Below are 22818 nucleotides of genomic sequence, written 5' to 3'. Positions count from 1 at the left end.
AAGCTTACGGCTTTTCGGGCACCGTGCGCGTCTATTACCTGCGTGTGTCCGGGCGATCCGCCCACGCACAATCGGCCGATTTCTCGCGGGGAGAAATCGACCGATTGAGGTGACGGATCAGGCGGTGCCTACTCCGCTGCCCGGCGGCGTCGCGCGCCCATCAGGAGGACCGCTCCCGCGGCCGCGAGCAGGCCAATCGGCAGGGCCAGCGCACCGAAGTCGTTACCGGTGGTGGGCAGGGCGGAGCCTCCGCGGGCGCTGCCCGGGGGCGTGCCCACCGGGGGAGCCGCGGCACCGGTCGGGGTGGCGGTGCTTCCCGGGGTCTCGGCGGGTGCGGTCGGGGTGGGCGACTCGTTACTCACCCGCGGGGCCACGGTGACGGTAAGCGTGGTGTCCAGCGGGTAGACGCCGATGGGCTGGGGGAAGGGTAACTCCTGGCCGTCGGTGGTCCCGGGGAAAGCATCCTCGGGGATCGCGAGATAGATGGTGACCGGGACCGTATAGACCCCCGGGGTGGTCGCGGTCCCGCTCAGGCGGAAGGAGATCGGTGCCGCCGCGGGCGCATCGGCCGCGACGCTGGCGTCGAGTGCCGGTCGCGGAACCGGGAGGATTTCCTCCCCCTCTTCCGGCCAGATTACCTCGGGCTCGGCATCCTCCTCGGCGGTGGGCTTGTCGCCGAGGATCGTGGTGAGGGTGAGTCCGGCGGGCAGCCCCGTTGCTCGGGCGGTGGCGTCGAGCCCGGGGAGTAGGAAGTACCCCATGTCGATCAGTTCCTCACCGATTGTGGTGGTGAGCTCGGTGTCGACGGGGGTGCCCTGAATCACCGAGGCGTTCTGGAAACTCACCGGTGCGCCGGGGGACAGGTGGGTCTCGCCAAAGTGCGCGTCGATGTTGGCCAGCAGCGGGCGGGTGAACGCCAGCGCGGCGTTCAGCGAACTGGGCGCTCCGACCGGATAGTCAACCAGCAGGGCGGTCACCTCAAACGAGCCCGCCCCCGTGGTGGCGGCCGAAAACGCGCCGGAGTCCGAATCCGCCGTCAGGGTCGGAGCCGAGCCGTCGGTTTTGACCGAGATTCCGGTGATCGGCGCGGGCGGTTCGGACGAGTCCGCGTTGTGGGCGAGCAGGGTGGTGGCGGTGGCTTCGATCACCGACGTGTGTCGGGCGGCAAGGGCGCCGGCGAAGGTCGCGGTCAGGGTATCCGCGTTGTCGCCCGCAATCGAATAGGACCAGCGGGCGTAGTTGCCCTCGATGGTCAGGGTCAGGGTCACCGTGTAGTCCTCGGCGAAGGTCTCACCCGTGTTTCCGGTGAGGGTGATGACACTTTTCCCGCCCACGCGGGTGTTCACCGAGTGTGTGTCCGCCGCAAATTCCCAGCCGACTCCATCTCGGCTGAGGGTCAGCGCGCCGACTTCCTGAAATGCTGAGAAGGTCCAGCCCACCAGTCCGGGATCGGCGCGGAAGCCGAAACCGTTGTGGAGGGTTCCGGTGACGATGTTGGCCGGGCCCCAGATGATGGAGGATGAGTTGATGGTTTGCACGGTGTTCACGTCCGCCTGGGCGGGCTGGGTAGCCGAGGCTCCGAGCAGGGAACCGGCCACCAGGGCGAGGCCGATGCCGGCGGCGCCGAGGCGTCGAGACGGAGAATGATGACGCAGGATTGAGGCTCTCACGGGGTCCAATCGGGTGTGCGCATGGGTTTCGCCTGGCCGAGTGCACGCGGCGATGCGGCTTTAGCTAGGAATCGTAGTGGAATGGGGGCGTTAAGGCGAGGGTTCGGGACGCCCTGATCGCGTTTGTGCCGAGGACTGGGGGTATCGAGACTCATGCGGCACCGGTCGTCACGGAGCGGGTGCCGTCCTCGTGCCTGGCGGCCACCCCGGGTAGGCTGAGTGCAGCGTCGGGCGAGGGCCCGCGCCTGGCGAGGGGACACTCATGACCGCAGCTGAATCCGTCAATAACGGCCCGGAAGACGCCGACGGGCCCGACGGCCTGCGTGATTATGGTTCCACCACCCTGACCGAGCTGGACCTCGACATCACCGGCGTGGAGCGCCTGATCCTGCCCGAAACCCTGACCCACCTCACCGTGCGCGGATTCTCCTCGGGGTCCGCCTATGTCTCGGTCGAGGATCTGGTGGAGGGCCTGAGTGGACTGGGAGCCGTGGGGATCCCGGTCACCGAGGTGTCGGCGGCGGACGCCGGACGCGATCTGAGTGTTCGTGTGGTGGGCGGGATGCCCGCGCTGGACGGCCTGGAAAACGTGAGAACCCTCCGCGTCGAGGGCATCACCACGCTCGACCTGGACGACGTGGTCGACTCGTTCCCCGCGCTCACCACGCTTGAGCTCTCGGGCGATCCCGGACACCTGGTCGAAGTGCCCTCCCTCGCCGAACTCACGGCGCTCGAACACCTCACGCTGCGCGGATTCCCGGACCTTGACGCGCGCACCCTCCCCGATCCCGCATTCCTGCCGGTGCTGGGGACGCTCACGCTGGCGGGCATCCCCGATGGCACCGTCGCCGAGCTGCGTGCCCGTTACCCGCGGGTGCGGATCGTGACCGGCGAGGAGGACGCCCGATGAGTGGGCGGGAGTCGCTGAACATCGAGGTGCGCGGCGGCCGCGTGCACAACCTCAAAAACGTGGACGTGGACGTGCCGCTGGGCGAAATGGTCGCGATCGCCGGGGTCTCCGGCTCGGGGAAGTCCTCGCTGGCGATGGGCATCCTCTACGCCGAGGGATCCCGCCGCTATGTGGAGGCCCTGTCCACCTATACCCGCCGGCGCATGTCACATGCGACCCGGGCGGCGGTGGATTCGGTCCGTCACATCCCCGCGGCCCTGGCGCTGCGCCAGCGTCCCGGCGTGCCCGGGGTGCGCTCCACCTTCGGGACCTCGACCGAGCTGCTGAACGTGCTCCGGGTGATGTTCTCGCGTCTCGCCTCGCACTCGTGCCCCAACAGCCACCGCCACGTCCCCACGATCGATGTGGCCGCCGACCTGCCGCTCACCTGCGCGACCTGCTCGGCCGTGTTCCGCGCGCCCGGGGCCGAATCTCTCGCGTTCAACTCCGACGGGGCCTGCCCCACCTGCTCGGGCACCGGCATCGTGCGCGACGTGGATGATGCCTCCCTGATTCCCGACCCTTCCAAAACCATCGCCGAGGGTGCGGTGACCCCGTGGGGGATGGCCGGCCTGTCGGTCATGCCGCAGGTGGTGGCGGAGTTTGGGGTGCGGATAGACGTACCCTACTCCGAGCTAAGTGAGCGGGAACGCGAGATCGTGCTGGATGGTCCCGACGAGAAGCGGCACATCACCGTCGCCTCAAAAAACGGCAAGGTGTTCTCGATGGACTTCACCTTCCGCAGCGCTCGGCGGGCGGTCCGCGAGGCCCTGAATAATGCGACCAGCGAGAAGGGGCTAGCCCGGGTGAACCGCTACATCACCGCGGGAACCTGCCGCGACTGCGAGGGTACTCGGCTCAGCGTGGCCGCCCGGGATCCACGAATCGAGGGGATGAACCTCGCCGAGGCGACCGCGCTCTCCCTGGACCGGATCACCGAGTGGGCACCCGCCGTGGAGGCGACCCTGCCACCCGAGATGCGGGCGATGGCGCGCCTGCTCGCCGATCAGCTGACCGACATGGGGCGTCGCCTGCGTGAACTGGGCCTCGGCTACCTGACCCTGGATCGTGCCGGATCCACCCTGTCCACCGGGGAGCGGCAGCGCGTGCAGCTGGCCCGCGCGGTCCGCAACCAGACTACCGGTGTGCTCTACGTGCTGGACGAACCCTCGATCGGGCTGCACCCGGCCAACCTCGACGGGCTGATCGGTGTGATCCGGGATCTGCTGGCCGAGGGCAACTCGGTGGTCCTGGTGGATCACGACGTGCAGGTCCTACGCGAGGCCGACCGGATCATCGAGATCGGCCCGGGCTCGGGGGTGGATGGTGGCACCGTGGTCGCCAACGACACCCTCGCCGAGATCGTAAACAACCCCGACTCGGTGATCGGCGGCTTCATCGCCGGAACCGAACCGGTGGTGGTGCGCCCGCGCCTGGGTGCCGAGGAGGTGTTTGCGCACGGCGGCATCGAAATCGAGACCGCCCCGCTGCACACCGTACACGCGCTCCGGGCGCGGTTCCCGCGGGGACGCCTAACCGCGGTCACCGGGATGTCGGGTTCGGGCAAAACCACCCTGGTGCTGGAAAGCCTGGTTCCCGCGCTCGCCGCCGAGGGAAAGATTCCAGCACACGTGACCCGCATCGAGGCCGACGGCATCAGCCGCGCCGACGTGGTGGATGCCACCCCGATCGGCACCAATATCCGCTCCACCGTGGCCACCTACAGCGGGGTCCTCGACGTGCTGCGGCGGGAGTTTGGCGGCCTGCCCGCGGCGACCTCGCGCGGGCTCGGGGCCGCCGACTTCTCATATAACACCGGTTCGCTGCGCTGCCCACGCTGCGAGGGGACCGGACAGATCGTACTGGACGTGCAGTTCCTCCCCGACGTGGATATCGACTGCCCCGACTGCGCGGGCACCCGTTTCGCGCCGCTGGCCCAGGAGATTCGCCGCACCGGTCCCGATGGCACCGAGTATTCCCTGCCGGATCTGCTGGCCCTCACCGTCGCCCAGGCCGTGGACGCGCTCGCCGACCTGCCCCGGGTGCGCAAGAAGCTCGCCACCCTGGTTGACCTGGGCCTCGGCTACCTGACCCTGGGGGAGGATACCCCGGCCCTCTCCGGCGGCGAGGCGCAGCGCCTCAAGCTCGCGTCCGAGCTGGGCCGCGATCAGCACAGCGCGGTGTTTGTGCTGGATGAGCCGAGCGTGGGCCTGCATCCGCGCGATATTCGGGTCCTGCTGCGGGTGCTGGACGGGTTGCTGGAGCGCGGGGCCACGGTCATCGTGATCGAGCACGACCTCGACATGATCGCCAACGCCGACTATGTGATCGACCTGGGTCCCGGCGGCGGAAGCGATGGGGGACGCATCGTGGCGACCGGAACGCCGGAGGAGGTTGCGGCCCGACCCGAGAGTGTCACCGGCGCGCACCTGCGGGACTATCTCGCGCACACCGTCTAAACATTTTTCTCGATTGCCGGAATACCCTCTGAGGGTATATCGTTGGCTCAGATGTGATACCCAGGAGGGGTATCTCTCGAGAGGAGAAAATCATGGCAACCACCGAGTACCGCGTCACCGGAATGACCTGCGGACACTGTGAGTCTTCGGTTCGCGAAGAGGTCGAGCAGATCGCCGGCGTCGAGGACATCCGCGTGAGTGCGCAGACCGGCGAACTGGTCATCACCTCCGCCGCCGAACTGGACGATGCCGCCGTGCTGGCCGCCGTCACCGAAGCGGGCTACTCCGCCGTCCGGGCCTAGGCTCCACCCCACCTCACGCCGTTGCATGCCGGTCCCTCCCACGGGAGGGACCGGAAAAAGGAAGAGAAGATGAGTACCTCAACACCCGTGGCCGGTGGCCCCCACGTCGAACTGGAAATCGGCGGGATGACCTGCGCATCCTGTGCGATGCGGATCGAGAAAAAACTCAATAAACTCGACGGTGTCGAGGCCACGGTGAACTACGCCACCGAGAAGGCCCGGGTCGCGATCCCCGAGGGATACGATCCCGCCCTGCTGATCGCCGAGGTCGAGAAGGCCGGCTATGCGGCCACCCTGCCCGCGCCGGTGAAGCCCAGGGATGTCGCGGACCCGGATGCCGAGGACGCCGATCCCGAACTGATTACGCTGCGTCAGCGCCTGATCGGGTCGATCGTGCTGAGCGTCCCGGTCATCCTGATGGCGATGATCCCGGCCCTCCAGTTCACCTACTGGCAGTGGGCGTCGCTCGCGCTCGCCGCCCCGGTGATTATCTGGGGTGCCTGGCCCTTCCATCGTGCCGCCTGGGTCAACCTCAAGCATGGCGCGGCCACGATGGACACCTTGATTTCGATGGGCACCGGCGCCGCCCTGCTGTGGTCGATCTATGCGCTGTTCTGGGGCACCGCGGGCATGCCCGGGATGACCCACCCGTTCGAATTCACCATCGGCCCCTCCGATGGGGCCTCCAATATCTACCTCGAGGTGGGTGCCGGGGTCACGATGTTCATCCTGGCCGGGCGCTACTTCGAGAAGCGCTCCAAGCGTCAGGCCGGTGCCGCACTGCGTGCGCTGATGGAGCTCGGTGCCAAGGAGGTGTCGGTGCTGCGGGGCGGCATCGAAACCAAGATCGACGTGGCCGAGCTGCGCGTCGGGGACGAATTCATCGTGCGTCCGGGGGAGAAGATCGCCACCGACGGTGTGGTGACCTCGGGCACCTCGGCGGTGGATGCGTCGATGCTCACCGGCGAATCCGTGCCGGTGGAGGTTGTGCCCGGTGATGCCGTGACCGGCGCGACCGTCAACGCGGGTGGGCGCCTGGTTGTGCGCGCCACCCGGATCGGCTCGGACACCCAGCTTGCGCAGATGGCCAAGCTGGTGGAGGAGGCGCAGACCGGCAAGGCCGAGGTGCAGCGCCTGGCGGATAAAATCTCCGGGGTATTTGTGCCGATCGTGATCGTAATTGCCCTGGTCACCCTGGCCGGCTGGCTGATCGCCGGATTCCCCGCGGCCGCCGCCTTCACCGCCGCCGTGGCCGTGCTGGTGATTGCCTGCCCGTGTGCGCTGGGCCTGGCGACCCCGACCGCGCTGCTGGTGGGAACCGGTCGCGGTGCGCAGATGGGCATCCTGATCAAGGGACCGGAGATTCTGGAATCCACCCGCCGGGTCGACACCGTGGTGCTGGATAAGACCGGCACCGTGACCACCGGCAAGATGACCCTGGCTCAAGCAATTACCGAACCCGGCACCGAGCGCGGCGAGCTGCTGCGCCTGGCCGGTGCGCTGGAGGATGCCTCCGAGCACCCGATCGCGCAGGCCATCGCCGCCGGCGCGACGGCCGAGAACATCGAACTGCCCCCGGTCGAGGGATTCACCAACATCGAGGGCAAGGGCGTGCAGGGTGTGGTGGACGGTCACGCGGTTCTGATGGGACGCGAGTCCCTGCTGGCCGAGTGGTCGATCACGCTGAGTGCTCGGGTTTCCGCCGCCAAGGCCGAGGCCGAGGATGCCGGAAAGACCGTGGTGGCGGTGGCCTGGGATGGGGAGGCTCGCGGCATCCTGGTGGTTGCCGATGCGGTCAAGCCCACCAGCCGCGAGGCGATCACCGCACTCAAGGCGCTCGGGCTGACCCCGATTCTGCTGACCGGAGACAATACCGCGGTGGCCCGCCGGATCGCCGCCGAGGTGGGCATCGAGACGGTGATCGCCGAGGTGCTGCCCGCGGATAAGGTGGCCGAGGTGATCCGGTTGCAGGAGTCCGGCCGAGTGGTCGCGATGGTGGGCGACGGCGTGAACGATGCGCCGGCGCTCGCCCAGGCCGACCTGGGCCTGGCGATGGGCACGGGCACCGATGTGGCCATCGAGGCGTCGGATATCACCCTGGTGCGCGGGGATCTGCGCGGCGTGGTGGATGCGATCCGGCTCTCCCGCAAAACCCTGGGCACCATCAAAACCAACCTGTTCTGGGCCTTCGCCTATAACGTGGCGGCGATTCCGGTGGCGGCGCTGGGCATGCTCAACCCGATGCTGGCCGGGGCCGCGATGGCCCTGTCGAGCGTGTTTGTGGTGGGTAACAGCCTCAGGCTGCGCGGATTCCGCAGCATCGTCAAAAACTAGTCCCCCGTGTGGGCCCGGAGTATCGGGCCCACGTCGCCGCCGAGGTGCGGTGCCCGATATCCTGGATGCAGCAGTCTCGGCCCCGGCCGAACGATCAAAGGAGCCAGCATGGCGACCACCGCAGCCCACAGCACCAACACCGGTGTCGACCCCGCCGCGAACGCCGCGGCCGTGGTTGAGTCCGTCGAGCCGGCGGTCGAGGGTCACTCGGGCGATTTCTGCGCCACCGAGGGGCACCACCACGGCTACATCAGCGATAAGACCGGCTATCAGAAGCGGATGCGCCGGATCGAGGGTCAGGCGCGTGGGATCTCCAAGATGATCGATGACGAGAAGTACTGCATCGACATTCTCACCCAGATCAGCGCCCTCACCAGCGCGCTGGAATCGGTGGCGATCGGCCTGGTGGACGACCACCTCAAGCACTGCGTGATGGACGCCGCCCGTCTCGGCAACGCCGAGGAGGCGGCCGCCAAGCTCAAGGAAGCCACCGACGCGATCGCGCGCCTGGTCCGCTCCTAGACCGCCCACCCATACACCGAGGGCCGCACGGATTCCCGTGCGGCCCTCGGTGTTTTAGTCATTTTCGAATGCCGCGAGGCGCAGCAGCTCCGCCGTATCGGTGAAGCCGTATCGACTCTCCAGGTGGCCAATTATCTGTTCCGAGGTGGTTTCTGGACCAAAGAGTCCGCTGCGCTGAGAAATCTCCTCGAGCGCCGATAGCGCCCTCAGCGGACTATCGCTCACGATGTCAAAAGCAAACTTGCGAGCCGATACCGGGGTGATGCTCACCGGAAGCAGAGCTACGGGAAAATCCTTCAGATTATCGGTCACGATAAATCCTGCTCCGGCCACCTGCGCGGCGGCAACCACGTGCTCATCATCTCGATCCGGAAGTCCAAACGTTCCATCCAACGGCTCCCAGCCGTGAACGAGAGCCTCCGGGAAGACGTGACGCATTCGATCCGTCAGACGCATGGCCGAAAGCTGGGCACGGATTGGAGTCAGGTGGCGTCTCTCGATAAGTTTCCGCGTCTCGCTTTCTTCAAGTTCATCAAGTACCGCTTCACTCCAGACGGGCCGAAAGCTTCCCTCGATGGCAAGAGAAAGGAAGAAGTCGCGCTGCAGGCTGGGCCAGAGAATATTGGTGTCGAGCAGCGCGGTGAACATGTGTGGGCCCGACTTTAGGGCAGCTCGATGTCTTGCCGCCGGCGTTCCGATACAACCCGACGCGCCTTCTTTAGCTCGGCAAGGACTTCGTCGAGCGGGGTATCTTCATCGACGTCAGTTGAGAGTCTGGCCAGGGTTGCATACTGCTCCTCGCGGCGGTGCTTGCGATACTCCAGCACGTCAGTCAGTGTGACACGGCGGTGTGTGCCGACGCGCTCGAACGGGATTCTTCCCTCGTCGAGCAGCTTGATGACCGTGGGACGGCTCACTCCCAGAAGATCAGCCGCCTGCTGTGTGGTGAGGGTTTTGCCTCGGGGAGAAACGGTGACCGAGAGGCCGCGTCGCATCGCATCGACCACCTGCACAAGCACGTGATAGATCTCTGCGGGGAGTTCAACCTGATCATCAGTGGCATCGCCGGACAACACATACCTGGGGGCGGTGTGACCGGACTGGACCTTCGAATGCGCGACGAAGAAATCGTGCACTCGTGCGATGCCGGGCTCGTCGGAAACATCGTAGGTTTCCGAGACGAGCGGTGTGTTGGGGGACATGTCCTACCTCCTTACAAGTGCAAGAAACGTAACACACTTCGAATGTTTTGTTTAGGTGTTACTCCTGACTCCCTGGTAGCGCTCAGCTCTGAGGGGCAAAGCTGGCCACAAAGTCGATGGCGCCGCCCAGGGCGGTGGCGAGGGGGGCGATGCTGTGTTGCGCCTGCGCCAAGAGCATGCCGCCCTGGAACGCGGCGAGCAGGATCGTGGCGAGGGTGACCGGATCCGCGTCGGAGCGTAGGTCGCCGCGCTCGCGCATCGTGGTCAGGCCGGATTCAAAGACGGCGTGCCAGCGGTCAAACCCGGCGGTGACGTCCGTGGTGAGGTTCAGATCTGATTTGAGAACGTCGCCGGCGAGGGATCCGAACCGGCAGCCGCCCTCCCAGGAGTTCGGGCGCTCGGTGTAAAAGGCCGCCCAGGATCGCAGGGCGGCGATACTGTCGAGGGCGCCGTGGGCAGTGGTGTGGATGAGGTCGATGACCTGATCTCCGCGCCGGGCGAGAACCGCGCGAACCAGGCTCTCCTTATCGGGGAAGTAGAGCGAGAGCTGGGACCCGCTGACCTTCGCCGCCGCGCGAATCTCGGGATTGGTCGCCCCCTGGACCCCGTGCGCGAGCATCAGGGCGGCCGCGGCATCCACGATCCGGTCGCGGGTTGCGCGGCCCTTGGCGGTGGCGGGCAGGAGCTCTTCGGCTGGGGTCATGCGGTCAGTCTATCAGGGAATGGGCTTGACAGCCCATTATTAAGCGCCAAGAATGGGCTAGTGAGCCCATTTGGGTTTCGCAACGAAAGGACCCCCATGAACACCTCCGCCCCTACGCCCACCACGTCCGCCGCGCTTGACGACCTCACGGAGCGGATCCGCGGCACTCGGCTGATCGCCAACCCCTGGGCGGGGGATTCCGCGCGCGGCATTCCCGGCGAGCGGCTTGCCCGCCTCCTGCGCATCTGGTCAGAGGACTTCGATTGGCTCGCCCACGAGCGGCGCATCCATGCCTATCCCTGGGAAACCGTGGGGGAGGGGGAGCGCGCGCTGCGGGCGATCCATCGACGCTCGGCCACGCCGGATGCCCCAACCGTGGTACTCCTGCACGGCTGGCCGGACTCGGTCCTGCGTTTCGAGCGGGTGCTGCCTTTGCTTGAGGACGTCAACGTGTTCATTCCGGCCCTGCCCGGATTCCCGTTTGCCCCGCCACTGGAAGGAGCTCCGGTCTCGACCGCCGATATTGCCGGGATGGTGGCCGAGGCTATGACCACCCTCGGCTATTCGCGCTTTGTGATCTCGGCCGGGGACGTGGGCGGCACCGTGGCCGAGCTGCTGGCGGCGGCTCATCCCGAGCGTGTCTCGGCGCTGCACCTGACGAACCTGGCGGCGGCGCGGGTCGGAATGATCGACCCGGCCACCGCGACCCCCGAGGAGCTTGTCTTTGCCGCCGCCGCGGGGGCCTGGCGGCAGGCGCACGGCGGGTTCGTGGCCGAGCAGGCGACCCGTCCCGGCACTGTGGCCGCGATGCTGGGCGATTCTCCGGCGGCTCTGCTGGCCTGGATGGGGGAGAAGCTGATCGACTGGGCCGGACCCGCCGACACCCTCGGCGACGATGACCTGCTGACCTGGGTCAGTGCCGTCTGGCATACGGGCACCGCGGGCACCGCGCTCTCGACCTATACGGTGCCCGTGGCGCTTCCCGCCCGGATCGAGACTCCGACGGTCTACTCGGCCTTCGCCGAGGACTTCATGCCCGCCCCGCGCGCGTTTGTGGAGCGGTTTGTGAACCTGACGGCGTTTATCGAGCACCCCACGGGTGGACACTTCGCCGCCTGGGATGAGCCCGCGGCCTACGTGGAGGACCTGCGCCGGGCGCTCACCCTGGGCTAGGCGGGCAGTGCGGGTCGGCGGCGGGCTCGATGGTGCAGGGCCGCGGCCGAACCTCGTGGCAGTGTCTTTTCGCCCGGCCGCGCCGACTCGACTAGCCGATCCGGCTCGCCCGTACCACCACGTCCCGCCGGTGGGTCGGCGCATCGGCGTGGACCGAGGCGAGTTCGACCTCCTCGGCGGCCACGATGCGCCACTCATCCGCGGGAAGCAGCGCGATGATCCCCTCGATGGTCGCGGTGGCCTCGACCGGATGGGCGTTGGCGTCCGGGTGATTACCGTGGTGTCCGGTGGCATGGCCGGCGATAAAGAGGGCGCCACCCGGGGCCACCCACTCGGCGATTCGGCGGTAGAAATCCAGCTGCGGCATCGCCGGGTGGGCAAAGTGGGTGCTCACCAGGTCGAACCCGGTTTCCGGCACCCAGGTGCCCAGGTCGGCCTCGATCCAGGTGGCCCGGTCCGCAACTCCGGCGGCGCGTGCCCGCTCGGCGGCCACCGTCAGGGCGCCGGCCGAGATATCCGCCCCGGTGACCAGCCATCCGTGCTCGGCCAGCCAGAGCGCCTCGGCGCCGGTGCCGCAACCCGCCTCCAGGGCGGTGCCCGGCGCGAGGTCGCTCAGAAAGGTCTCGAGGTGCGGGTGGGGCGGGGTTCGGTGGCTGCCGCGCAGGATCGACTCATCCCAGTGCTGCTCCCAGTAGGCGCGGTCGAAGGTGTGGTGTGAGGGCGTGGTCATGGGAGGCCTTTCGATGGGGATATCCCAGTCTGCGCCGCGCCCGGTGAGACCTGCAATAACTTTTGCCAAATGGAAAACGGCCCCTTCCCGCGGGAAGGGGCCGTCGGCCGAAAATCAGAGGGACCAGGTACCGGTTCCCTCACCCAGCGCGATCCGGGCGAAGCGTTCGCCCATGATCTGGTGGGACTCGGCACCCGGGTGCAGGGCATCGGGCAGCGGGTGGGTTTCGGCGTCCGCCTCGCCATAGAGCTCCTGGCCATCCAGATAGAACAGGTTCGGATCGGTGGCGCGGCGCTCGGTGATGATGCGCTCAAGCTCGGCGCGAATCACGCGCAGGGTCAGCTTGCCGGCCTTGACCTCATCGGGGTTGCCGGTGGCGATAAAGCGCAGCTGACCCTTGACCAGTGCCTCCAGATCAAACATGCCGGGGCCCGGGGTGTCCTCGTGGATTCCGCAGTAGATCGGGGAGATCACCAGCAGCGGGGTGTCCGGGTGACCCTCCCGGATCGTGTCGAGGAAGCCGTGCACGGCCGGGCCGAATGCGCGCACCCGCATCAGGTCGAGATTGGTGAGATTGATCCCCAGCTTGAGGCTGATCAGGTCGGCGGGGGTATCCCGAATTTTGCGGGCGGTGAAGGGATCCAGCAGGGCGCTGCCGCCAAAGCCCAGGTTCACCAGCTCCAGATCCGCGCCGCGGGCGGCCACCACGGGCCAGATGCCGGTGGGTCGCACCGCGTTGGAGCCGTGGCTGATCGAGGACCCGTGATGCACCCACACCGGGCGTGCATCCGCGGCAATCGGGGTGACCGGGGCGTCGGTGCGCAGTGCGGCAATCGCGATCTGCTCGTTGTGCGGCAGCCAGATCTCCATGAGTTTCGACGCGGCAGACAGCCCCTCGAATCGCAGCGTGGCGACCGGACCCACCTCGGTGGTGGGCACGCCGGTGGCCATATCGATCGTGGTGGTGGACCCGCCCGAGGTGACCATCTGGGTGATCCGCTCGCCGTCGATCGTGAGCTCCACGATCCCGTCCGGGCGTGCGGGCACGCCACCGTAGGTGGTGCGCGAGCGGAACAGGTCCAGCTCGATCACGGTGGCGGCGCTGAAAAATGCGAGCCGCACACCCGAGGGTTGCGCCTCGACCATGCTCAGTTGCGGATCGGTGTTCTGCGCGCGAGCCCAGGCGGGCAGGCGGTGCGGCAGCAGTCCGTGTTCGGTGGATTCGAGCTCGGCGGCCCCGCGGATGAGGGTGTCGTTCAGTGGCACGGGGGTGGGTGTGGTGGTCATGACGCGATCCTTTCCGAATCGAGGGAGGTGGGCCAGTGGGTGAGGAGGGCATCGAGGGCGTCGATGATCGCGATCCAGCTGTCGGAGGCGGGCGGCGCGCTGTGTGCGAATCCGTCGGCGGCTTCGAGGGTGATGAATCCGCGTACGGTGCTGCCGATCAGGCGCACCGCGTGTGGATGGGTCTCGGGGGAGAGGGCATAGCCCGCCAGCACGGCCTCGGTGAGGTGGACGTGGCGCGGGCCGTCGCTCGCGGCGGCGGCCTCCGGGCTCAGCGGAACAAGCGTCGCGGCGAAGCGGCCGGGGTGGGCGTGTGCATAGTCGCGGTAGGTGTTGGCGAGTCCGGCAAGCGCGTCGCGTCCGGCCTTGCCCGCGGTGGCGATGGCCAGGCGGTCGGCCATTTCGGTGAGCGCGAGCAGCGCGATTCCCTCGCCCAGGGCCGCGGTGTTTGCCACGTGGGAGTAGAGGCTCGCGGTCTTGACGTCGAAGCGTCGCGCCACCTCGGCCAGGGTGACCCGATCGATGCCCACCTCATCGGCGAGCTCGGCGCCCACACCGATCAGGCGCTCGGGGGTAATGCCGGCGCGTGCCATGATGCCTCCTTAACTGACAAACCTACACATATTAGGAAAAATCCTAACATGTGTAGGTTTGGAGTCAAGAACTACTTTTTGGAGTTCTGACGCGGGATCCACACCTGCTTGATAATCAGCAGGATCGAGGCGGTCACCGGAATCGCCACCAGCGCGCCCAGCAGGCCCAGCAGCGTGCCACCGATCAGGGCACCGATCACCACGAGGGATCCGGGGATCGAAATGGCCCGGCTCATCACCCGCGGGGTCAGCACGTAGGCCTCGACCTGCACGTAGGCGATGTAGATCAGCGCAAACAGCAGTGCAGAGATCGGGCTGGTGAACAGCGCGAGCACGCTCGCCACGGCCCAGAACAGGACCGAACCGACCAGCGGGATCAGCGTGATGCAGAACGCCACCACGCTCATCAGCAGCGGGAACGGCAGGCCGAGGATCGCGTAGAGCACACCCGAGAAGACCGCGTTGAAGAACGCCAGCACCACCATGCCACCCAGGTAGCCACCGATCGAATCGGTGATCTGGTCGGTCAGGTCCGAGATGCGGGCGCGGTTGCGGGCCGGGGCCAGCTCGTACATGGCCGACTTGATCTGCGGCAGGGAGGCCACGAAGTACAGGGTCAGCACCAGGACGATCAGCACACCGGACAGGCCCGAGAAGATCGTGGCGCCCACCTGGAACGCGCCGCCGCCGATGGCCGCGATGTTCCCCGGGTCGGACAGGAACTTCTGAATGTCACCGATCAGCGATTCGAAGCCCTCACCAAACATCCCCTCCAGGCGGTGAAAGAGATCGCTGTGCATGAAGTCCTTGATCATTGAGGGGACCGACTGCACAAACTGGGTGACCTGATCCACCACGGTCGGGATCACCAGCCACATCATGCCCACGATGATCGCCAGCAGACCAACGATGGTGATCACGATCGACCAGGTGCGGCTGAGCCCGCGCCCGGAGAGCCAGCGCACCACCGGGTCGATGCCCAGCGCGATAAACAGCGCAAAGACGATGTAGATGATCACCGTGGAGATGTTGGTGATCGCGGCCCCCAGGCTGAAGGCCGCCAGGCCACCCAGGGTGAGCAGGAAACCGGCAACAAACGGGTTGTCGAGTCGGGTCCAGAAGCGGCGCGACGGCGGGACGTTGACCGGAGCCGAGGCCGAATCGGGGTCGACCGGGGTCTCCGTGGGCTCCGGGCTGGCCGGGGCTGCCGTCTCTGCGGTGCTGTCCGGGGTGGATTTCTCGGGCATGGTTTCCTCTGAGTTTTCGGGTGTGTGAGTTAGGGCTTGAGCCAGGCGAGCGCCGCGGCGCTCAGGGCGGCGATGCCCAGCGGCAGGGTCGGGATGATCGCCGGGGCAAACAGCGGCGAGTGGTTGGAGGGCAGCGCGGCGACCCGGGCGACCAGGTCCTGCTGGCTGGTCACATCGGCGAAGGGCGCGGGATCGGCCCCGCCGAGCAGCCAGTACATGCACGGCACTCCGGCGGCCTCGGCGAGCATGCCCACATCCTCGCTGCCGGTCACCAGGCCCGGGTCGATGACCTGCACGCCGGGGATGGCGGCGGTCAGGGCCGCGTGCACGCGCGCGGTCGCGGCCTCGTCGTTGACCACCGCGGGGTAGGAGTGGGCGTGCACAATGGTGGGTTCGCGATCGGCGCCGGAGGTCAGGGCCTCGCCGCGGACGATGCGTTCGATGGCCGCGATCACCCGGGCGCGCACCGCGGGGTCCACGCTGCGCAGGCTGATCTTGAGTTCGGCGCTGTCGGGGATGATGTTGGGGGCCGAGCCCGCGTGCACCGAGCCGATGGTCAGCACGGCGGTTTCGGTTCCGGCAACCTCGCGGGACACGATGGTCTGCAGGCGCAGGATGACCGAGGCCGCCAGCACGATCGGGTCCACGGTGGTTTCGGGGCGGGAGCCGTGGCCGCCGCGTCCGAACAGGGTGATCACAAACGAGTCGGAGGCGGCAAAGGCGGGGCCGGATCGCAGGCCGAATGCACCGGCGGGGAACGGGGCCACGTGCTGTCCGAGCACCACGTCGGGGGTCCCGAAGCGCTCAAACAGGCCGTCCTCGATCATGGTGCGGGCGCCCGAGCCCTGCTCCTCGGCGGGCTGGAAGACCAGCATCAGGCGTCCGGTCCAGGTGGGATCCGCGGCCAGGGCCGAGGCGGCGCCGAGCAGGGCGGTGGTGTGCATGTCGTGGCCACACGCGTGCATTAGCGGGACCTCAACCCCCTCGGCGTTGATCGTCGAGTCGGTGCTCGCATAGGGGAGTCCGGTTTCCTCGCGCACGGGCAGCGCATCCATGTCCGCGCGCAGCAGCACGGTGGCACCGGGGCCGCGATCGAGGATGCCCACCACTCCGGTGATGCCCACGCCCTCGGCGACTTCGTACCCGGCGGAGCGCAGGTGCTCGGCGACGATTCCCGCGGTGCGCACCTCCTGGAACCCCAGCTCCGGATGGGTGTGCAGATCGCGGTAAACGGCCTCAAAATCGGTGCTGGTGTGCGGCGACATTCGAACTCCTGGCTCGGTGAATACTAATTGATATCCACCGTAGTGCCGGGTTCGGGTAAAACCGAGGACTACCGCGCCGTGGCCGGGGTTTCCGACCGATGGTCACCCGGTTCGCCGCGCGCGGGCACGAGGATACTCCGCCGTAGGAGGCCCGCTCGGGACGGCGGGTCAACCAGTCTCCGGTCCCACGATCCAGCAAAAAGTTCGGAAATATCCTGTTTTGTCATGACCGTCGCTACCCAAAGCTCGATAGTGTTCTCTTATTACCGTAGCGCTGGCTCCGTGGGGACGGGGAGGGGGAAGCTCATGACGCACGTTGTTTTCAAGAATTTTGCGCTGACGCGTCGCGCCATTTTGGGGGCGCTCATACTGGTGGGGTCGGCGGCGGTGCTGCTGGCCGCCCTTTACGGGTTCATCGGACCCCACACCGCCCAGGCCGGATATTTGGCGATCATGTTCCTGCTCTCGCCCTCGCGCGCACTGCTGCCCAGGTGGCGGGCGATGGCGGCGCTGTGGGCCGTAATCGTGGCGATGCTGGGCTTTACGCTGGGCTCGCTGGGAACCTTTCCGGTGCTGGTGGCGCTGGTGGGGGTGTGTCTGGTGCAGGGCCTGTTCCGGATCGGGGACATCTCCTCGATGACCCGCTCGCCGGTCAATCTGATTGTTTTTGCCTCGTTGTCCCACACCGACGTGCAGTTCTGGCAGGTTCTGTTGGGCTCGAGTCTGGGGGCCGCCTTCATGCTCGCGTTTGCGTCACTGATGCCGACCAAACACGACTCGCTGCCCACGCCCTCGCCGGTCAGGGAGCGGCTGGGGTACGGGGTGATGCTCGCGGTGGGCTCGCTGGGCATCGTCGCCATCGGCGAGGCCGTGGACTTTCCCTACGTCAGTTGGACGCTGCTGTCCTACTGCATGATCCTCGCGGTCGGCGTCGATAACCGCACCAGCCGCGCCCGCGATCGCGTGGTGGGCACCGCGATCGGTGCCGTGTTTGCCACGCTGGTGTCGCTGCTGCCGGGACCGATACCGATCCTCGTGGCGCTGGTGTGCACGCTGCTGTGTGTGGCCTATATTCTCTCCGGCAACTATCCGATGTTTGTGACCCTGCTCACCCCGGTGGTGCTGCTCACCACCTCCTCCGATCAGCCCGCCCACCTGGTGGGCCTCGGCCGGATCGAATCGGTGGCCATCGCCGCCGTGTTGGCGCTCGTGGTCAACGTGATTGCCCATACAATCCTGCATGACCGCCATGCGCGGATTGCGCCGCGCCCCCAAGCCTCATCCATCAACCCCTAAGGAAAACCATGACTCAGGAACCCTCCCTTTCCCGCACCCTCACCAACGGTGTGCGCACGGCCCTCGGCATCGCCGGAATCATCGCGATCATCATCGGTATCTTGATCCTGGTGGCGCCGCTGAAGACCGCCTCGGTTATCACCGCGTTTATCGCGATCTACGCGGTTGTGGCCGGCGTGATCTATGCGGCCCTGGGCATCTTCGCCAAGAGCGCCTCCACCTGGGGACGGATCGGCAACGTGCTGCTCGGTGTGCTGTTTGTGGTTGCCGGAATCGTGGCCTTCACCGACCTGGGTAACGTCACCACCGTGCTGGCGATCTTCACCGCGATCTTCATCGGTGTGAGCTGGATCTTCGAGGGTGTGCTGGCCTTCGCGAGCCTGCGTGGTGCCTCCAATAAGATGTGGGGCGTGGTCTTTGCCGTGCTGAGCATCATCGCCGGTATCCTCGTGATCACCGCGCCGTTCGCCTTCGCCGCCCTGCTGTGGCTGATCCTGGGTGTTGCCCTGGTGGTGCTGGGTATCCTGCAGATCGTGCGTGCGTTCAGCTACCGTGGACCCGCGAACGGTGCCACCATCCGCGTGGACGAAACCCGCATCTAGTTTTTCTGACAACGCCCCCATCCGGTTGTACCGGATGGGGGCGTTGTCTATTGGCGTGTGTTTTAGTCGGTGGCCAGGGCGCGGAGCAACGGGGCGTTGGCGTGTGTTTTAGTCGGCGGGCAGGGCGCGGAGCAGCGGGGTGGGGGAGTCGGCACGCCGCACATCCACCGAGCGAATGCCCTCGAGCGGGGTTGTGGTGGTCACCTCGACCCGCGCCGGACTGCCCGGCGCGGCGACCCAGGTGGATACCGCCCGCTCGCGTCCGGCATTGTCGGTGAGGACCAGGGAGTAGTCCACCGGTTCGGCACCCGGGTAGGGGGCGGCGGGGGAGGTGTAGGAGCAGTCCATGGTGACCCGGGTGCCGCCGGGAATGTCGCGCAGGGTGACCACCGCGTCGATCGGTGCCAGCTCGGGACCCACCTGGGCGAGGGTGAGGCGCTCGGTCTTGGGTTCCAGCATATGCAGGGTGAGTGGGATCGCGGCCCCGATGACCAGCACGGCCGCGGCCGCGCCGATGGCCCAGCCGCGGGCACGCCGACTCAGGCGGCGTCGCCGCGGGCGCGGGAGGTGCGCGGCGGTTTCATCACTTTCGGACGGGGACGGATCCGCCGCGGTGGCCGGGACGTGAGCGTCGGAGGGCGACGCGGGAGCCGAGCCGTCCCGGGACTGCGCCTGGCCCTCCCATGTCGGTTCCGTGGCCTCCGGCGTGGGCCGCTCGGCTTCGGGAGTATCCCGCTCGTTTGGTGGGGTAATCCGCGAGAGCAGCCCGGGCAGCGAGGCGAGCTCGGACATGTGCAGGCGACACCGCTCGCACTCGGCCAGGTGCTCCTCATAGGCGCGACGATCGGCGGGTCCCAGGGCCCCCAGGACATAGGCGGCATCCCACTCGTCAAAGCGGGTGTGGATATCGGTCACCGGGTGACCCCCTTTTCCTGAAGCGCGAGTTTGAGCGCGCGCAGCCCGTAGTGCAGCCGCGATTTGACCGTCCCTTCGGGAATCCCCAGGTCCGCCGAGAGCTCCACGGTGCTGCGGCCCCCAAAGTACGCCCCGGTGACCACCGCCCGATGCTCGCCGCTCAGGGCCGCCAGCGCCTCGGCTACCAGGATCGAATCAAACAGCGCGTCGGTGTGGTCATCGGAGCGGCCCTCGGGCAACTCCTCGACCCCGATTTCGTGGCGGCGACGGGCGCTGCGAGCCTCATCCACCACCAGGTTCCGGGCCACCGTATACAGCCAGGACCTGGCGCTTTCGGGATCATCGGACATGATCCGTGGATTGCGCCAGGCACGCAGCAGGGTTTCCTGCACGATGTCGTCGGCCCCGGCAAAATCGCCGGTGAGGCGCACCACAAAACGCCAGATGACTGCGCCGTGCTGCTCATGCAGCTCGCGCAGAACCCGCGCCTCATGCTCGGTGGACATCACGCCCTCGTTTCCTTGCTCACTCCCGGTACACGATATTCGAGGCCCGGTGGTTCAAAGCTGAGTTTTTTCTGTAGAAAACCCGATTGGCTGAACCGGGCCGCCGCCTACCTCGTGTGACCGTTGTCTCGAACCACCACGGAAGGTAACACCATGGATATGCTTCGCACCCCCGGCACCGTTCGCACCAGCGCCCTGATCGGCATCGGTGTGGCCGCCATCGCCGCCCTCTCCGGCTGTGCAACCGGCGACCTCACCAAGAGCGGATCGGACGCGGGTTCCTCCACAAACCCCAGTGCCCCCGCCACCCAGTCTCAGGCCGACCCGGGCGCATCACCCGCGGCCGGCGCGCTGAAGGACGGCACCTATTCCGCCGACGGCAACTACACATCGCCCGGCGGGCAGGAATCGATCGGCGTCACGGTTACGCTGAAGGCCGGCGTGGTGAGCGATGTCAAGGTTGTCCCCAAGGGGCAAAACCCCACCGCCAAGCAGTTTGAATCCCAGTTTGCCTCGGGGATCGCCGGCCAGGTTGTGGGTAAGAACATCTCCGACCTCAACGTGGGCACCGTGTCGGGCTCCTCGCTGACCGGGGAGGGCTTCAACGACGCCATCAACAACATCATCTCCCAGGCGAAGTAGTGGTTCCAGCTCCCGCCCCCTGGCGTTTTGAGGCGATCGGAACCGGCTGGCAGATCACCACGGAGAACGAGGTTTCTCCCGGTGACCGGGCGACCGTGTCCACGCTGATCGATGCGTATGACGCGGTGTATTCGCGGTTTCGCGCCGACTCCCTGGTGCGCGGTTTCGCGCAGACCGGCGGCAGCGTGGACCTCGGCGCGCACTGGCCGGACCTCTGGGACACCTATGTGGACCTCGAGGATCTGACCGCGGGCGCGGTCACCCCGCTGGTGGGGCGGGCGCTGGAAACCCTGGGCTATGACGCCGCCTACTCGCTGATCCCCTCGGGAATCCCGGGGCCGGTCCCGGCGCTCGGCGACACCCTGCGCAGCGTGGGAACCGTCGTCACCACAACCGAACCGGTGCTGCTGGATGTGGGGGCCGTGGGCAAGGGCCAGCTGGTGGATCTGGTTGTCGGGCTGCTGATGGCGCGCGGATACACGGCCCTCACCGTGGACGCCGGCGGCGATATTCGCCATGCCGGATCCTCCGGACTCCGGGTCGCGCTGGAACACCCGTTTGATCCCACCCGGGCGATCGGCGTGATCGAACTCGCCGGCTCCGGCCCGCGCGGCGCGATCGCCGGATCGGCCACCAATCGCCGCGCCTGGGGCGAGGGCCTGCACCACGTGCTGGATGGCCGCACCGGAAAACCGGTGGATTCGATCGTGGCCACCTGGGCGATCGGGGAGTCGGCGCTGATCGCCGATGCCGCCGCGACCGCCCTGTTTTTTGCCGGACCCGAGGCCGTGGCGACGCGGCTGGATGTCGACTGGGTCCGGATGTTTACAAATGGACGCGTGGAGTTTTCTCGTACGCTTCCCGGAGAGGTTTTTATCGCATGAGTGCCCGACTGGACCGCCTGCTTGGTCGTGTGACAATGTATCGCCTGGTGCTGCTGGTGTTGCTGGCGCTCTGGGTGATCGCGGCCGTGCTCTCGCTGGCTGGAGTGCTCGCGTTCCCGATCCTTGGACTCGTGTTGAGCCTGGTGGTCGCGGTGGTGGTCGGCTGGGTTTCCAATCGAGTCTTCGCGCTGATCTGGCGGGTCACCCCGCACGGCGAGTCTTCGCTGGTGACCGCGCTGATCCTGGTGTTTTTGTTTTTCCCGCTGCCAACCATCGAGAGCCAGGGAATGTTGGCGCTCGCCGTGGCCGCGGCGAACCTGAGTAAGTATCTGTTGGCCTGGCGCGGTCGCCATGTCTTCAACCCGGTAGCCGCCGGGGCGATGGTGGTCGCGACCACCGGGATCGGCGGGGCCGTATGGTGGATCGCGACCCCGGCGCTGTTTATCCCGCTGATCCTCGGCGCGGCCCTGGTACTGCACCGGGCGCGAGCCTGGGATATCGCGCTGCCGGTGATCGTGATCGGGGTGGTGGGCACGCTGCTCAAGCTGGTGTCCACCGGCGCGGATCCGCTGGGCGCCGGATGGACCGCCCTGGCCTCCTACCCCTACCTCTTCCTCGGGGCATTCATGATGAGTGAGCCGCTGACGGCCCCGCCGCGGCGCCGCTGGCGGATGCTGGTGAGCGCCATCGTCGGGCTGGTATCGCTGATCCCGCTGAACCTGGGTGTGCTGGCGATGTCGCCGGAACTCGCGCTGCTGGTGGGGAACGCGGTCGCGTTCGGGTTTGGTCCGCGCTCGCGCGTACGGCTGACCCTGGAGGCCCGCGCGGAGCATGCGGGTGGCATCGCCGATCTGTCCTTCGTGCCCGAGCGCCCGCTACGCCTGCGCCCCGGGCAGTATCTGGAACTCTCCATCCCGCATCGGGGTGCCGACGGGCGCGGCCTGCGCCGGGTGTTCAGCGTGGCCTCGGCGCCGGGATCCTCCGCGGTGCGCATCATCACGCGGGTCGAGGAGTGGGCCAGCTCGTTTAAGCAGGCGCTGCTCGCCCTGGAACCCGGAACCCACGTGGCCGTGAGCGCCGTGGGTGGCGATTTCACCGTGCGCGGAGGCGCCGACGAACTGTGGCTGGCCAACGGTGTTGGCCTCACCCCGTTCCTGGCTGCGGCCGATGCGCGCACCGCGCGTCCGGCATCGGGACCCACGCTGATCTGGGCGCTGCGGGCGGGGGAGGACCCGGTTTGGGCCGAACCCGTGCTGCGTCGCGGCGGCGTTCGGGTGCTGATCGTGGGGCCGGAGTCCCTGGGTCTCGACGGCGCTCTGCCCGAGGGCTGGCTGTACGCGGGCACCCGGGTGGATGAGCACGCCCTGGCGATTGCTCGCCCGGCTGGCCGCCCCACCCATGCGTATGTGGCGGGATCTCCGGCGTTTGTGGTGTCGGCCTCGCGGGCGGCCCGCTCGCATGGCGTGCACCGGGTCCGCACCGATCGGTTCATCGGCTACTAGCGTCCGCCCGCGTCCGGGCCGGTGCGAGCCCCGCGACC

The 22818-nt window shown here is 67.4% G+C and carries 22 protein-coding genes; 11 read left to right on the top strand and 11 right to left on the bottom strand.

The window, feature by feature from the left end; all coding sequences use genetic code 11:
• Positions 1 to 128: 128 nt before the first annotated feature.
• The gene (locus C7C57_RS10210; protein ID WP_187976328.1) at positions 129 to 1670 is read right to left on the bottom strand and encodes a hypothetical protein; all 1542 of its coding nucleotides are present in this window, start codon (positions 1668 to 1670) and stop codon (positions 129 to 131) included.
• Between the two features lie 262 nt (positions 1671 to 1932).
• Here C7C57_RS10210 and C7C57_RS10205 point away from each other — a divergent pair, with 262 nt between their 5' ends.
• From C7C57_RS10205 to C7C57_RS10185, 5 genes are all read left to right on the top strand, one after another.
• Positions 1933 to 2580 (top strand): hypothetical protein, encoded by a 648-nt coding sequence (locus C7C57_RS10205; protein WP_187976327.1) that lies wholly within the window; start codon positions 1933 to 1935, stop codon positions 2578 to 2580.
• Positions 2577 to 5078 (top strand): excinuclease ABC subunit UvrA, encoded by a 2502-nt coding sequence (locus tag C7C57_RS10200; RefSeq protein WP_187976326.1) that lies wholly within the window; start codon positions 2577 to 2579, stop codon positions 5076 to 5078. The genes C7C57_RS10205 and C7C57_RS10200 overlap by 4 nt, the downstream gene beginning before the upstream one ends.
• A gap of 92 nt (positions 5079 to 5170) precedes the next feature.
• Positions 5171 to 5380, top strand: coding sequence for a heavy-metal-associated domain-containing protein (locus C7C57_RS10195; protein ID WP_187976325.1), 210 nt, complete (start codon positions 5171 to 5173; stop codon positions 5378 to 5380).
• A gap of 69 nt (positions 5381 to 5449) precedes the next feature.
• Positions 5450 to 7714 carry a cation-translocating P-type ATPase gene (locus C7C57_RS10190; protein WP_187976324.1) on the top strand — a complete coding sequence of 755 codons (2265 nt, stop codon included), beginning with the start codon at positions 5450 to 5452 and terminating at the stop codon, positions 7712 to 7714.
• 108 nt (positions 7715 to 7822) lie between these two features.
• Complete coding sequence (locus C7C57_RS10185) at positions 7823 to 8236, top strand: metal-sensitive transcriptional regulator (RefSeq protein ID WP_187976323.1); 414 nt, start codon at positions 7823 to 7825, stop codon at positions 8234 to 8236.
• A 54-nt stretch (positions 8237 to 8290) separates the two neighbouring features.
• Here C7C57_RS10185 and C7C57_RS10180 read toward each other — a convergent pair whose 3' ends face one another.
• From C7C57_RS10180 to C7C57_RS10170, 3 genes are all read right to left on the bottom strand, one after another.
• Positions 8291 to 8884, bottom strand: a complete 594-nt coding sequence (locus C7C57_RS10180) for a PIN domain-containing protein (RefSeq protein WP_030143161.1) — start codon at positions 8882 to 8884, stop codon at positions 8291 to 8293.
• A gap of 14 nt (positions 8885 to 8898) precedes the next feature.
• Positions 8899 to 9438 carry a helix-turn-helix domain-containing protein gene (locus C7C57_RS10175; protein WP_187976322.1) on the bottom strand — a complete coding sequence of 180 codons (540 nt, stop codon included), beginning with the start codon at positions 9436 to 9438 and terminating at the stop codon, positions 8899 to 8901.
• 82 nt (positions 9439 to 9520) lie between these two features.
• Positions 9521 to 10141: a TetR/AcrR family transcriptional regulator gene (locus C7C57_RS10170; RefSeq protein WP_187976321.1), complete on the bottom strand. Its 621-nt coding sequence runs from the start codon at positions 10139 to 10141 to the stop codon at positions 9521 to 9523.
• Positions 10142 to 10237: 96 nt separating this feature from the next.
• Here C7C57_RS10170 and C7C57_RS10165 point away from each other — a divergent pair, with 96 nt between their 5' ends.
• Positions 10238 to 11314, top strand: coding sequence for an epoxide hydrolase family protein (locus tag C7C57_RS10165; protein ID WP_187976320.1), 1077 nt, complete (start codon positions 10238 to 10240; stop codon positions 11312 to 11314).
• Between the two features lie 91 nt (positions 11315 to 11405).
• On the opposite strand, the gene C7C57_RS10160 is transcribed toward C7C57_RS10165, so the two are convergent.
• The 5 genes from C7C57_RS10160 to C7C57_RS10140 all read right to left on the bottom strand — a co-directional run bounded on the left by C7C57_RS10160 (position 11406) and on the right by C7C57_RS10140 (position 16433).
• Entirely contained in the window at positions 11406 to 12044 is a 639-nt protein-coding gene (locus tag C7C57_RS10160) for a cyclopropane-fatty-acyl-phospholipid synthase family protein (protein WP_187976319.1), read from the bottom strand.
• Between the two features lie 114 nt (positions 12045 to 12158).
• Positions 12159 to 13331 carry an SGNH/GDSL hydrolase family protein gene (locus C7C57_RS10155; protein WP_187976318.1) on the bottom strand — a complete coding sequence of 391 codons (1173 nt, stop codon included), beginning with the start codon at positions 13329 to 13331 and terminating at the stop codon, positions 12159 to 12161.
• Positions 13328 to 13921, bottom strand: a complete 594-nt coding sequence (locus C7C57_RS10150) for a TetR/AcrR family transcriptional regulator (RefSeq protein WP_187976317.1) — start codon at positions 13919 to 13921, stop codon at positions 13328 to 13330. The genes C7C57_RS10155 and C7C57_RS10150 overlap by 4 nt, the downstream gene beginning before the upstream one ends.
• A gap of 71 nt (positions 13922 to 13992) precedes the next feature.
• Positions 13993 to 15168, bottom strand: coding sequence for an AI-2E family transporter (locus C7C57_RS10145; RefSeq protein WP_187976316.1), 1176 nt, complete (start codon positions 15166 to 15168; stop codon positions 13993 to 13995).
• A gap of 29 nt (positions 15169 to 15197) precedes the next feature.
• A complete protein-coding gene (locus tag C7C57_RS10140) occupies positions 15198 to 16433 on the bottom strand; it encodes an amidohydrolase (RefSeq protein WP_187976315.1) in 1236 nt (411 codons plus the stop codon).
• Positions 16434 to 16739: 306 nt separating this feature from the next.
• On the opposite strand from C7C57_RS10140, the gene C7C57_RS10135 reads away from it, so the two are divergent.
• Entirely contained in the window at positions 16740 to 17729 is a 990-nt protein-coding gene (locus C7C57_RS10135; protein ID WP_187976314.1) for an FUSC family protein, read from the top strand.
• 8 nt (positions 17730 to 17737) lie between these two features.
• Complete coding sequence (locus C7C57_RS10130; RefSeq protein WP_187976313.1) at positions 17738 to 18331, top strand: HdeD family acid-resistance protein; 594 nt, start codon at positions 17738 to 17740, stop codon at positions 18329 to 18331.
• Between the two features lie 108 nt (positions 18332 to 18439).
• On the opposite strand, the gene C7C57_RS10125 is transcribed toward C7C57_RS10130, so the two are convergent.
• Together C7C57_RS10125 and C7C57_RS10120 are read right to left on the bottom strand one after the other, a co-directional pair.
• Positions 18440 to 19246 carry an anti-sigma factor gene (locus C7C57_RS10125; protein WP_187976312.1) on the bottom strand — a complete coding sequence of 269 codons (807 nt, stop codon included), beginning with the start codon at positions 19244 to 19246 and terminating at the stop codon, positions 18440 to 18442.
• On the bottom strand, positions 19243 to 19752 hold the full coding sequence (locus tag C7C57_RS10120) for a sigma-70 family RNA polymerase sigma factor (protein WP_187976311.1): 510 nt from the start codon (positions 19750 to 19752) through the stop codon (positions 19243 to 19245). The genes C7C57_RS10125 and C7C57_RS10120 overlap by 4 nt, the downstream gene beginning before the upstream one ends.
• A gap of 153 nt (positions 19753 to 19905) precedes the next feature.
• Between C7C57_RS10120 and C7C57_RS10115 the strand changes: the two genes are divergently transcribed.
• The 3 genes from C7C57_RS10115 to C7C57_RS10105 are packed head-to-tail and all read left to right on the top strand — an operon-like array spanning position 19906 to position 22780.
• Positions 19906 to 20394 carry a hypothetical protein gene (locus C7C57_RS10115; RefSeq protein WP_255505650.1) on the top strand — a complete coding sequence of 163 codons (489 nt, stop codon included), beginning with the start codon at positions 19906 to 19908 and terminating at the stop codon, positions 20392 to 20394.
• The gene (locus C7C57_RS10110) at positions 20394 to 21278 is read left to right on the top strand and encodes an FAD:protein FMN transferase (protein WP_187976310.1); all 885 of its coding nucleotides are present in this window, start codon (positions 20394 to 20396) and stop codon (positions 21276 to 21278) included. The genes C7C57_RS10115 and C7C57_RS10110 overlap by 1 nt, the downstream gene beginning before the upstream one ends.
• The gene (locus tag C7C57_RS10105; RefSeq protein WP_187976309.1) at positions 21275 to 22780 is read left to right on the top strand and encodes an FAD-dependent oxidoreductase; all 1506 of its coding nucleotides are present in this window, start codon (positions 21275 to 21277) and stop codon (positions 22778 to 22780) included. The genes C7C57_RS10110 and C7C57_RS10105 overlap by 4 nt, the downstream gene beginning before the upstream one ends.
• The last annotated feature ends 38 nt before the right edge of the window (positions 22781 to 22818 follow it).

The sequence above is a fragment of the Mycetocola sp. JXN-3 genome (genome assembly GCF_014522285.1).
Lineage (GTDB): Bacteria > Actinomycetota > Actinomycetes > Actinomycetales > Microbacteriaceae > Mycetocola > Mycetocola saprophilus.
The sequence above is the reverse complement of the archived record's forward strand: the minus strand, read 5'-3'. Positions and strand labels throughout refer to the sequence as shown.